The 11,599-nt window shown below is 41.2% G+C and carries 9 protein-coding genes; 5 read left to right on the top strand and 4 right to left on the bottom strand.

The window, feature by feature from the left end:
• Window positions 1-102 precede the first annotated feature (102 nt).
• A complete protein-coding gene (locus tag KQP93_RS00620) occupies window positions 103-1,059 on the top strand; it encodes a tetratricopeptide repeat protein (RefSeq protein ID WP_217875471.1) in 957 nt (318 codons plus the stop codon).
• A gap of 277 nt (window positions 1,060-1,336) precedes the next feature.
• On the opposite strand, the gene KQP93_RS00615 is transcribed toward KQP93_RS00620, so the two are convergent.
• Together KQP93_RS00615 and KQP93_RS00610 are read right to left on the bottom strand one after the other, a co-directional pair.
• A complete protein-coding gene (locus tag KQP93_RS00615; RefSeq protein ID WP_217875470.1) occupies window positions 1,337-3,295 on the bottom strand; it encodes an alpha/beta hydrolase family protein in 1,959 nt (652 codons plus the stop codon).
• Window positions 3,296-3,403: 108 nt separating this feature from the next.
• The gene (locus tag KQP93_RS00610) at window positions 3,404-4,309 is read right to left on the bottom strand and encodes a DUF808 domain-containing protein (protein WP_217875469.1); all 906 of its coding nucleotides are present in this window, start codon (window positions 4,307-4,309) and stop codon (window positions 3,404-3,406) included.
• A 113-nt stretch (window positions 4,310-4,422) separates the two neighbouring features.
• Here KQP93_RS00610 and KQP93_RS00605 point away from each other — a divergent pair, with 113 nt between their 5' ends.
• From KQP93_RS00605 to KQP93_RS00590, 4 genes are all read left to right on the top strand, one after another.
• Window positions 4,423-4,710: an MliC family protein gene (locus KQP93_RS00605; protein WP_217875468.1), complete on the top strand. Its 288-nt coding sequence runs from the start codon at window positions 4,423-4,425 to the stop codon at window positions 4,708-4,710.
• Between the two features lie 85 nt (window positions 4,711-4,795).
• A complete protein-coding gene (gene ubiD / locus KQP93_RS00600; RefSeq protein ID WP_217875467.1) occupies window positions 4,796-6,262 on the top strand; it encodes a 4-hydroxy-3-polyprenylbenzoate decarboxylase in 1,467 nt (488 codons plus the stop codon).
• 87 nt (window positions 6,263-6,349) lie between these two features.
• Window positions 6,350-7,063, top strand: coding sequence for an NAD(P)H-flavin reductase (gene fre, locus KQP93_RS00595; RefSeq protein WP_217875466.1), 714 nt, complete (start codon window positions 6,350-6,352; stop codon window positions 7,061-7,063).
• Window positions 7,064-7,208: 145 nt separating this feature from the next.
• A complete protein-coding gene (locus tag KQP93_RS00590; RefSeq protein WP_058585405.1) occupies window positions 7,209-7,625 on the top strand; it encodes a CBS domain-containing protein in 417 nt (138 codons plus the stop codon).
• Window positions 7,626-7,797: 172 nt separating this feature from the next.
• Here the strand turns inward: KQP93_RS00590 and add are convergent, their stop codons facing one another.
• Window positions 7,798-8,799: an adenosine deaminase gene (gene add / locus KQP93_RS00585; RefSeq protein WP_217875465.1), complete on the bottom strand. Its 1,002-nt coding sequence runs from the start codon at window positions 8,797-8,799 to the stop codon at window positions 7,798-7,800.
• 103 nt (window positions 8,800-8,902) lie between these two features.
• On the bottom strand, window positions 8,903-11,599 hold the full coding sequence (locus tag KQP93_RS00580) for a CHASE domain-containing protein (protein WP_217875464.1): 2,697 nt from the start codon (window positions 11,597-11,599) through the stop codon (window positions 8,903-8,905).

Genomic DNA, 11,599 nt, shown 5'->3' with positions numbered 1-11,599 from the left:
AACACTGTTCAGCATATTTAATTCATATTTGCTTACAGTTTGCTGCTTTCTAACTCTCTGCATTTGTTCTAGTTTATTGATAGCAACCTTCAGGAAGAAACTATGCTTCTATTTAATACCGCTGCAGCTGATGTTTTCTATAAAAAACAAAAAACGTGCCCTCACTGTCATAGTGAACATTATTCTTTAAGCAATCAGAGTAAAGTTTTGCGCTTTACTATTTTGCCCATCATGCCACTTTCTATTAATTATCAAAGACAATGTGATGACTGTGGCTATGTTACTCCTGCACCTTGGTATTCATTGCCCGCCTTAGAGTTAGCGTCGTTTATAAAATACTTTATTGGCCTATTCATTATCGTTTACCTATTAACAAATGCATTAATCGGTGCGAATGAACAAACTGAAAATGAGCAAACTTACTTAAACGAGCCAAAGTTATTTGATACCTATTTTGTCTATTCAGATAAATTTACTGGCAAACCAAAACGTATTAACAACTTAAAAGTAGCTCAGCTCGTTGAATTTGATGACAAGAACATGACTTTTAGAGTTGCTAACTACACTTACAAGTACAATAAAGACATCGAGATTGCGATGCGCACCAGCATGCTAGTTCAAGATGATTACTTTTCTAGTAAAACCCTGACTTTCAGTAAGTCACAAATAAAGCAGCTTTATGATGAAGGCAGCATTTATAAAATTATGCGACCTGAGCTTTATAGTTTATTTGGTGGTTTTGTTATGCACCCGCCTAGACCTAAGCCTTTATATACGGGCGTTAAGCTCGATAAACATAATCAGGAAGGGATTACTTACTTCAAAGATGGCCTATACGAGGAAGCGTTGAAAAGTTTTACTCTGTCTGCGGAAGATGGTTATGCATGGGGGCAATTAAACTTGGGTCAGATGTATCGTGATGGCCAAGGGACAGAAGTGAATAACGAAAAAGCAGCTTACTGGCTCAACAAAGCGACCTTACAAGGGAATCCTAAAGCAAAGATTGAGCTCGCAGAGCTATGCTTGAGTTACGATTGTAGTAAATTGAATACTCAATAATCTATTACCCATAAATATCACACATAAGAAACCAGCCTAATTATATGGTTCTCACTATTTACTTTAAATTTGTTATGTTATAACATCTTTGTACTGACGTAGTATTTATACTCTTTTAAAGCCGAGTTACTCTCCCTGCTCTGCTTTTGAGATTACGCAGCCTGATGAAAGAATCATCTTTTGAGTTTGTATAACTTGAAGGAAGACCTTGCACACTAGCACGCTTACGTTCCCGTGCTAAATCCTTGCCGGCGAGCTTGCTCGCCGGCACTTTTCTTTAAAGCTTTAAATGATCATCTAAAAAAGCCAATACTTTTTTATAGTAAAGAGTGCGGTGCTCTTCTTTATAAAAACCGTGGCCTTCATCATCTAGAATAGTGATTTCATATGGATGCTTAGCTTTTTTCAACGCTGCTTCTAATGATTCTGCTTGCTCAATTGGCGCACGTTCATCTTCACCACCATGCACAATAAGCACAGGTGCTTTTAGCTTATCGACATTATAAGCAGGCGAGAATGCTTTTAACTCGGCTTCATCTGTACCAATCACTGTTTTTAGGTAATTAACACCATAGCTTCGGGCTTGCGTGTCACCTTCTTCATACATAAGAGGCAAGTCGTAAACCCCCATCAGGCCAATTGCACATTTGAACATATCCGGCTCGATAATCGCGCTTTGTAGTGCAGAGTAACCACCGAAGCTGGCTCCCATAATACAAATGTTATCCTTATCAACGGTGCCATCTTTTATTAATAGTTTTACACCATCAATAATGTCGTGCTGAACATTTTGTCCCCATTGACGATAACCTGCTTCTTGGAAGTTCATACCAAATCCTTCCGAGCCACGAAAGTTAACCTTGAGCACAGCCATACCTTTATTGGCTAACATTTGTACTTCTGGATCGTAGCCCCAGTAATCTCGTGCGATTGGGCCACCATGCGGCATAACAACTAGTGGTAAATTTTTATCAGCTTTGCCATTTGGCACCGTTAAATAAGCAAGAATTGTTAAACCATCACGGCTTTTAAAACGCAGAGGTGTGGTTTGTGCCATATCATCTTGGTTGATCCAACCACGAGTAGAAAATAACACACGTAATTTGTTAGTGTTCGCATCATACAGATAATATTGCCCAGGGTTTATATCGCTTGATGCAAAAATAATATTTTTTGAATCGTCTTCTGTACTGCTGACTAACTGCACTTGACTGCCTGGCAATGCGCCCAATAAATCTTTAAGGCGCTGTGATTTTGCTGAATTACTATCAACAAACGCATAACTTGGGTAGTCAGCCTCAGTTTCTATGGCAAATAGCTCTTTAGAGATTTCATCAACCCAAATATGTGAAGGTGAAACATGCTTATCTTGAAATATTTTCGTCACTTCTTTTGTTTTTAGGTTAATTTTAATAAGGCTTTCGGCTTCCCCGTCCTTTGATGCAGTGGCATATACAGACTCACCAGATTTATCAAATGCCTTTAATGAAATATCGGTGTAGTTAATACCTTCTACATCAAGCTCTTTCCAAAAACCACCTTCAGACTCTCGAACATGAATTGTCGCGTTGAGGTAATCGTCACTTGATACAGCGATACGAACATTACCATCATGATCTGTTAAAAAACGTCCCATAGGTGCAGGTGATCGTGTAATTAAAGTGCGAAGGCCGCGATAAACATCGACTTCATATACAACGGTAGTTGGTTCATTGGTTGCAGTCCATGGGTAAGTGACAACCAAAACTTTATTATCATCATGAAGTAATGGATCTAAAAGGTATGACGTTCCTCGAACTGGTGTTTGCTTTTTTAACCGAGTACCAGTTTGCTGCTCACCATGATAACCAATGACATATGCGCCACGGCTACCATCAACATTCACAGCAAATAGCTCACCATAATAAATAGGGGTATCTTGCCACCCTTTTAAATACTCTTTTTCAAGAATAACTCGTTCATTATTAACCCAGTGGTATTCGCCAACTTGTGCTTTGCCTGGAAATGCAACCGCATGGGTTACTGCAAACTTGGTTGTATCAACAATGATGAGAGAATTTTTACCTTCGTGCTTTTTAATAGCAGCGACGTAGTTGCCATCAGGAGAGATGGTTACACGACTAAAGTCATTACCTTTACTAAAGTCTTCTACTGATAATTTTGCAGATTTAGCGAAGCTGGTAAATGATAGCGTAAATAACGCTAGCCCCAGCATAAAAGTGAGGTATCGAGACATGATTAACTCCATTTAACGATTTAATTGTTATATTTAGCTGAGCAATAATAAAGCAAAGACCCTAATTTATATACAAAAAGTCAACAAAAATGGTTAATTTGATACTTTCTAATGACGAATTTTATGCCAAAGTTCAACTGCTAATACTACGAGAACGCCGGCAACAACACCTAATAAACCATCAAATATAATCGGCGTAGCCAGCTCACCGGTTTTACCAACTAAATCCGTAACAAACTCGGTGCTACCCTGTTGGGCGTGATGTAAAACGGGGATCCCATGTACCAATATGCCTCCGCCAACTAAAAACATAGCAACCGTTCCTGCAAAGGCTAAAAAGCGCATTAACTTGGGTGCTGCAGCAAGTAAAAACTTACCCACTAGCTCTTTTATTTTACCGCCACTTTGCTGCGCTTTTTGCAGTAAATACAAACCAGCATCATCAAGTTTAACAATCCCGGCAACTAACCCATACACGCCAATGGTCATAATAATTGCGATTACACTGAGCACTAAAGCTTGATTCACCAGTGTTGCGCCAGCAACCGTGCCTAGCGTTATCACGATAATTTCTGCAGAGAGGATAAAATCAGTGCGGATCGCCCCTTTTACTTTTTGCTTTTCGTATTCTTGTAAGTCTTGTTGTTCAGCCAGAGTTTCATCTTCTTGTTGAGCATGACCAAACAGCTTTTCGATAATTTTCTCTGCACCTTCAAAACACAAAAACAGCCCGCCAACCATTAACAGCGGAGTAATTAACCAAGGCAACCAAACACTAATCAATAATGCTGCGGGCACTAAGATGGCTTTGTTAATAAACGAGCCTTTTGCCACAGCCCAAACCACTGGCAACTCTCTATCGGCGGTTACTCCTGTGACTTGCTGAGCATTAAGAGCCAGATCATCACCTAACACCCCTGCTGTTTTTTTTGTTGCGACTTTACTCATCGTCGCAATGTCGTCTAGAAGTGTAGTAATATCATCAAGTAAGGTTAGTAAATTTGTGCCTGCCATGGTGGTTCCTTGCCCATTAAATACACTATCAACATAACTTATCCTGCCATTTTCACCAACGGTTAATTTTTCTTTGTTAGGCTTATAGCTCATTCAAAAATAGAGGTGTTTCTATGATTAAACCACTTCTCTTAGGGCTCGCTTTAGTTACCTTGTGCGCGTGTGCTGAGCAAAGTGCACCAAGCAATTATCTGTGCGATGAGACCCTTAGCGCCAGTATTGTTGAATACAATGATGAGGAAGCAAGACTGACATTTAAGGAGAGTGAATTTTTACTCAATCGCCAAGTAAGCGGCTCAGGGGTTAAATACAGTGCCGATAATGTGCTGTTTTGGTCTAAAGGCGATGAAGCCATGTTGATTTTAAAAGGTAAAAAGTACCAATGTAGCTTAACTCAGTAATAGCAAAAGCTTTCGTGGCTAAATTAGCTTAATCAGTGGTTTTGAGTATAATAGCGACAGTTTATTCAGCGTTTAAGCGGCTATAATGAAATACAAAGATCTTCGCGAATTTATCGAGTTATTAGAACAAAAAGGTGAGTTAAAACGGATCAAACAAGAAATTGATCCTTACCTTGAAATGACCGAAATTGCCGACCGCACGTTACGTGCCGAAGGCCCTGCTCTGTTATTCGAAAACCCTAAAGGCCACACTATTCCCGTTCTTGCCAACCTTTTTGGTACGCCTAAGCGTGTTGCTATGGGCATGGGGCAAGATGATGTTAGTGAACTGCGCGAAGTTGGTAAGTTATTAGCTTTTCTAAAAGAGCCTGAGCCACCTAAAGGCATTAAAGAGGCACTAGGGCAAATCCCAGTATTCAAACAAGTACTGAATATGCCAGCTAAAGAAGTAAAAAAAGCGCCTTGTCAGCAAGTTATTCTTGAAGGCGATGATGTTGACTTAACAAAGCTGCCTATCCAACATTGCTGGCCGGGTGATGCTGCTCCCTTGATCACATGGGGTCTAACAGTTACCAAAGGGCCTTATAAAAAGCGCCAAAACTTAGGTATTTACCGTCAGCAGCTACTAGGTAAAAACAAAATTATTATGCGTTGGCTATCGCACCGCGGTGGCGCATTAGATTTTCGTGAGTGGTGTAAAGAGCACCCAGGCGAACCCTACCCTGTATCGGTGGCATTAGGTGCCGATCCTGCGACAATCTTAGGCGCTGTAACACCAGTACCAGACACCCTAAGTGAATATGCGTTTGCTGGTTTACTACGTGGTAGTAAAACTGAAGTTGTTAAGTCGATTTCAAATGACCTACAAGTGCCTGCTACCGCAGAGTTTGTGCTTGAAGGTTACATTATGCCGGGTGAAACAGCACCAGAAGGCCCATATGGCGATCACACAGGTTACTACAACGAAGTAGACGAGTTTCCAGTGATGACGGTCACTCACATTACACATCGTGAAAACCCAATTTATCACAGCACTTACACTGGCCGTCCACCCGATGAGCCAGCAGTACTCGGGGTTGCCTTAAATGAAGTGTTCGTGCCAATTTTGCAAAAGCAATTCCCTGAAATTGTAGATTTTTATCTACCACCCGAAGGCTGTTCTTATCGTATGGCTGTGGTCACGATGAAAAAACAATACCCAGGTCATGCCAAGCGCGTGATGATGGGGGTGTGGTCTTTCTTGCGTCAATTCATGTATACCAAGTTCGTGATTGTTTGCGATGATGATGTAAACGCACGCGATTGGAACGACGTGATCTGGGCAATTACCACGCGTATGGACCCTGCTCGCGATACAACTATGATCGAAAACACGCCAATTGATTATTTAGATTTTGCATCGCCAGTTTCTGGTCTTGGCTCAAAAATGGGCATGGATGCAACCAATAAATGGCCAGGCGAAACAGATCGTGAATGGGGTGAGCCCATTGTCATGGATCCAAAAATCAAAGAACGTGTTGATGAATTATGGGACAGCTTAGATATTCTCTAGGCTGTGTCTATGTTAAACTGCTCAAAATTTAACGGTTATGAGTGCGATTCATAACCGAATTTGCTTCTGTGCTTATAAAGGTAAACTATGCAAACATTACTCGCTGACGTTGTTGCGATCAGCCCGCTTACAGACCACGTACATAAGGTCATTTTGAAACCACAGCAACCTGTGTCATTCGAGGCAGGCCAATATATGCAACTTGTATTAGGCGAAAAAGATAAGCGTGCCTTTTCTATTGCAAGCCGCCCTTCGCAAACTGACCAAATTGAACTACACATTGGTGCCGCGGGCGCTGATTCGTATGCAATGCAAGCGCTTGACCATTTACGTCAAGCTCATACAGAGCAACAGCAAGTTAATGTTGAAGTGGGCTTAGGTGTATCACAGTTGCGAGTTGAGGGTGAGCGCCCAATTATTCTACTTGCTGGCGGTACAGGTTTTTCTTATGCCAAATCAATGGCTGATCACCTTGCTGAAATCGGCTGTGAGCGTCCTGTATTATTTTACTGGGGTGTACGTGAGCAAGCTGCACTTTATGCTCATGATGAAATGCAAGCATGGGCAAACAGCAACCCACATTTCCAATACATTCCAGTAGTTGAAAATGCGCCGCAAAGCTGGAATGGCAAAACCGGTTACGTCCACAAGGCTGTTATGGAAGATATCGTGTCTTTAGAACCATACGATATTTACATGGCAGGCCGCTTCGACATGATTGGCGTGGTTCGCGATGACTTTATTAATCATGGTGCGGTACGTGAGAACATGTACGCCGATGCATTTGCATTCATTAAATAACTAACTCATACCGGTTATTTTTAAGGCATCCAATTGGATGCCTTTTTTATTTGTTTTACCTATCGCCTTAATCCGTCTAAACGATTTCACAAACTGCATTTCCTTGACCATACTCTGATTAGAATAACGATGGGGAGAGACCCAAATGCTAAATACAAAAGTACAAGACTTTATGCAACGTAAGTTGCCACACATTACGCCTGAAACTGAAATGACCACCGCGATTAGCGAGCTGCAAAAGTTTAAATTACTAGGCGCACCTGTATTCGATGACAACAAAAGCCTAGTTGGCTTTATTTCTGAACAAGAGCTGCTGCAACCGCTTATGCAAAACAGTTATTTCTGTGATGGTGTAGTGAAGGTAAAACAGCTAATGCGCACCGATGTGGTCACGGTAAGTAGCGATCAAAACATCATAGAACTGGCAGATGGCATGCAAACAGGTAAACCAAAAAACTACCCGGTTATCGAGGATGGTAAGGTTGTTGGCATGATCAGCCGAGCAGACGTGCTCAAGGCATTGTATGAAAACTACGTTTCATGCCAAGAGCACCAAGTATAAGTTATACCAATTCGCTTAATTAAGTAGTTTATTTTGAGGCAAGAAAACCTTGTTGATAACAAGGCAAAAATTTCGTTATTTAGTTGTTCTAAATGAGAAATTTTTAACGCAGGTAGCGACAGGTTTAATCCCTCAAAATGATTAAGTATTATTGCGGATTGGTATTAGCTGCTTAACGATTAGCAGCTAACTGTTTTAAAGCAGCTTTATCTGCATCGCTTAAATAAGCAATTTCAAGCGCATTAGCTTGCGCTTTTTCCATATCGGCTTGGCTTAAGCCTGCCGCAGGTGCTGCTACTTTATACTCATACGCTATTTCAATACCTTCAACTGCTGGATCATCAGTATTAATTGATGCCAAAATACCATGGTCTAAGAAGGTTTTTAACGGGTGTTTTGCAAGCTCAGCAACAGTGCTGGTTTGAATGTTACTGGTTAAGCAAGACTCAATACCAATGCGCTTATCACGTAAGTAGTCCATTAGTGCAGCATCTTCAATCGCTTTTACACCATGACCAATACGCGTTGCACCAAGCTCGTTAATTGCTTGCCAAATGCTTTCGCTACCTCGCGCTTCACCGGCATGAATCGTGGCAGCTAAGTATGCATCATGAACTTGTTTAAAGTGATCAACAAATAGCTCACCCGGGAAACCAATTTCATCGCCAGCTAAATCAACCGCGACTAAATCATTTTTAAAAGCAAGAAGCGCATCAAGCTCTTGCTGACAGATTTTAGTGCCATATGTACGTGACATAATACCGATTAAGTTAGCTTTAATTGGTGCGTTATGACAGGCACTTTTTACACCATCAACCACCGCTTCAACAACACCTTGCGGGTGTAGGCCTTGGCTTTGCGCCATATAATATGGGCTAAAACGAAGCTCAACGTAATCGAGGTTTTGGGCAATCGCATCTTCAACATTTTCGATAGCAATACGACGACAAGCATCGTAATCACCCAATACTTTTACACCCCAATCTAGCTTTTGTAAAAACGCCACTAAATTTGGTTCAGGGTCGATAACCTGTACGTGCGGAATAAGCGCTTCAATATTGTCAGCAGGTAATTCAAGATTAAACTGACGACCAAGGTCTAAGATCGTTTGTGGGCGAACATTACCATCTAGATGACGGTGAATATCAAGCAAAGGGAGTTTGTTATTGATCATAATTAGCACTCAGGTTCAGTAAATTTGCGCGGATCATACGTACCCACGGCGATATTTCAAGTTTAGATGATTTTATTTACTTTTTAGAGGTCAAATGTCTGCTTTAATGGCTGCTAGCATTATGCAAAAAATGCCACAAAGTCTTAAAAAGTTTTTCTGCATCAATTGGTTTAGTTAAATAACCATTCATACCACTGGCTAAGCCTTTCTTTAGGTCATCATCATGGGCATTTGCCGATAAGCCAATAATCGGTAAATCGGTGATCAGCAACTCATTACGAATAACCTTAGTCGCTTGTAAGCCATCCATATTCGGCATTTGAATATCCATGAGTACAAGGTCATAGCTTTTTTCACTGATCATCTTAATAGCCTCGTGGCCATCTTTAGCGATATCAGGTTGGCAGCCTTTAGTTTTTAAAATCGAACTCGCCACATGTTGATTCAATGGGTTATCTTCAACCAATAGAATTGCATCATCGGCAAATGAAACAGCAGTCACATCGATATCAGCTAACTCATCATCACTATGAATTACCCCTTCAAGAGGAGACTCAAATGGCAGCGAAATTGTAAACGTTGAACCTTGCCCCTCAGAGCTAGTTAGGCTTATCTCGCCTCCCATCATAACAATGAGTTTTTGGCAAATACTCAAGCCTAAACCTGTCCCACCAAAGCGACGAGAGGTTGAGCTATCAGCTTGTGAGAATGGTTTAAATAGGCGCTGCTGGGCCTCTTTGCTGATGCCGATGCCTGTATCAATAACACTAAAGTAAGTAAATTCACCCTGCTGCCAAATACGTAATGTTATCGTGCCTTCTTGAGTGAACTTCACCGCATTGTTTAACAAATTCAACAATACTTGTTTTAAACGAATTGGGTCGGTGTGGATCAGCAGGTGTTCAGAAGCATCAAAATCAACTCTAAATTCTAAAGAGCGAGAGTTAAGCTCAAACTGCAATAAGTTAGTCAGCTCACTAACCAACGCATTCACATCAATAGGCTCTTGATGTAGCTCCAATCGCCCAGCTTCTATTTTAGAAAAATCTAAAACATCATTTATCACCCGTAATAGTACATTCAGCGCACCATCGGCTTGATCAATATAACCACGCGCTTGTTGCCAGTCAGGTTCTTGCATTGCTAAATAATGCAAACCCTTAATACCATTAATAGGCGTGCGTATTTCATGGCTCATATTCGCCAAAAACTCACTTTTAATTTGGCTGGCTTTATCGGCTTTTAATTTTTCTTCGCGAAGGCTTTGAGTTTGCTTTGCCACTTGCTGACGAATTTGAATATTAGTACCAGTTACTGAAATCAAAAAGGTAATCAATAGCCAAACAAACAGCATACCGGCTATTTGCGCCAACCAATAAGGCAACCATGACGACTGTGTAACTGACTCCCATAGTTTTACCTGCCAAACGCGCTCACCAATAATAAAATTAAAGCTCGCAATGGCCGATGTACCAACACGTTGCGAGCTGTACATTTCGACAGGGTTACTGCCGTCAGTAACATCATAGAAGCTGGCATCAATCTCAGTGTTCTGATTAAAATTAAGTGTTTGTGCTAACACTTCTAAATTGAGCACGGCGACAACATAACCTCTAAACCCGACCTGATGATTAATGTCTGAATAAACAGGGTTGAAGAATAAAACGCCCTTTCCGTTATCATCACCTTGCAACAGGGTAATAGGCTCACTGACGGCAACATTTTTAATTAATCGAGAGTCAGTTAACGCTTGTTTACGTAACTCGTTTGAGGCTAAATCAAAGCCCTGCGCGGGTTCGTTCCCTACTAGTGGGTGAATATATTGCACCGGATAATACACTGCTCGCTTACTTACCGGCTGCCACTGCCCTGCAGCATTTTTTTCTTTCACGTAGTAATCTGCGCCGAGTTCATCACGCAGTAAGTTTTGATAATTATTTAGTTGTGAGTGAATCACTCTAGGTGCCCACTCAAAGGCAAGAATTTCTTCGCTGTATTGTAGTTGCCTTGCTGTGAAGCGCTTAAACTCATCAAAATCAACCGCATCGCTACTAGCAAAAAAAGTGGCTAATAAAGATAAGTGCGACTTAATTTCATCGACTTTATGTTCAAGGTTCGTGTGCATCGCACTGACTTTGGCTTGCTGGCGCTGTAAGTCTTTGTCTTTTTTTACACTGGCTGCGCCATAAAAGCTGACACAAATAACCATATAGATTAATAGCGATGGCACAATGATTTGCAGCCGTTGGCGAGTATGATGGTAACTAAATGCCGCTAAAATTAATGGCGTGAAAATCAGCACCCCAATGCTGTCGCCAATCCACCATGCAATAAAATTATTAAGCGCCGCATAACTCGGAATAACATTATTAATGACCAGTAAGCCGGTGCCAATTGATGCTGCAATCAAGCTACACAAAGGGCCACCAATCATTAAACCAAGCATACTTTGCTTTAATGACGATAATTCAATCGGGCGTTTAACGACATGAATAATAATGTAATAGGCAAGCCAAGCTTGGAATGTAGATGCAGTTGTTACGCCAATAGCCTGTAGCATCATTTGCCAGTGAAAAATATCAGTGGCTTTATCAAGGTGAATAAGGTTTACAAAGAATGCCCCTAGCAGAACCCCTGACAAGGCACGATTTCTAAGTAGCAAGATACTGGCAAGCGCAATACCTGAAGGCGGCCATGCTGCAACCGCATAGCCATCAATCGCCAGCAAAGAATTACTTAAGTACCCTGTAAGAAAGTAAGCAAGTGCAATGCTTATTGTCAGTGTAAATAAGTTCTTCAA

It is taken from the genome of Pseudoalteromonas shioyasakiensis, assembly GCF_019134595.1.
In the GTDB taxonomy this organism is placed as follows: Bacteria; Pseudomonadota; Gammaproteobacteria; order Enterobacterales; family Alteromonadaceae; genus Pseudoalteromonas; species Pseudoalteromonas shioyasakiensis_A.
The sequence above is the reverse complement of the archived record's forward strand: the minus strand, read 5'-3'. Positions and strand labels throughout refer to the sequence as shown.

What these genes read in the sequence shown, in the direction of transcription:
- KQP93_RS00620 (WP_217875471.1), top strand. Translation starts at nt 103, where the DNA reads ATGCTTCTATTTAATACCGCTGCAGCTGATGTTTTCTATAAAAAACAA.
- KQP93_RS00615 (WP_217875470.1), bottom strand. Translation starts at nt 3,295, where the DNA reads ATGTCTCGATACCTCACTTTTATGCTGGGGCTAGCGTTATTTACGCTA.
- KQP93_RS00610 (WP_217875469.1), bottom strand. Translation starts at nt 4,309, where the DNA reads ATGGCAGGCACAAATTTACTAACCTTACTTGATGATATTACTACACTT.
- KQP93_RS00605 (WP_217875468.1), top strand. Translation starts at nt 4,423, where the DNA reads ATGATTAAACCACTTCTCTTAGGGCTCGCTTTAGTTACCTTGTGCGCG.
- ubiD (WP_217875467.1), top strand. Translation starts at nt 4,796, where the DNA reads ATGAAATACAAAGATCTTCGCGAATTTATCGAGTTATTAGAACAAAAA.
- fre (WP_217875466.1), top strand. Translation starts at nt 6,350, where the DNA reads ATGCAAACATTACTCGCTGACGTTGTTGCGATCAGCCCGCTTACAGAC.
- KQP93_RS00590 (WP_058585405.1), top strand. Translation starts at nt 7,209, where the DNA reads ATGCTAAATACAAAAGTACAAGACTTTATGCAACGTAAGTTGCCACAC.
- add (WP_217875465.1), bottom strand. Translation starts at nt 8,799, where the DNA reads ATGATCAATAACAAACTCCCTTTGCTTGATATTCACCGTCATCTAGAT.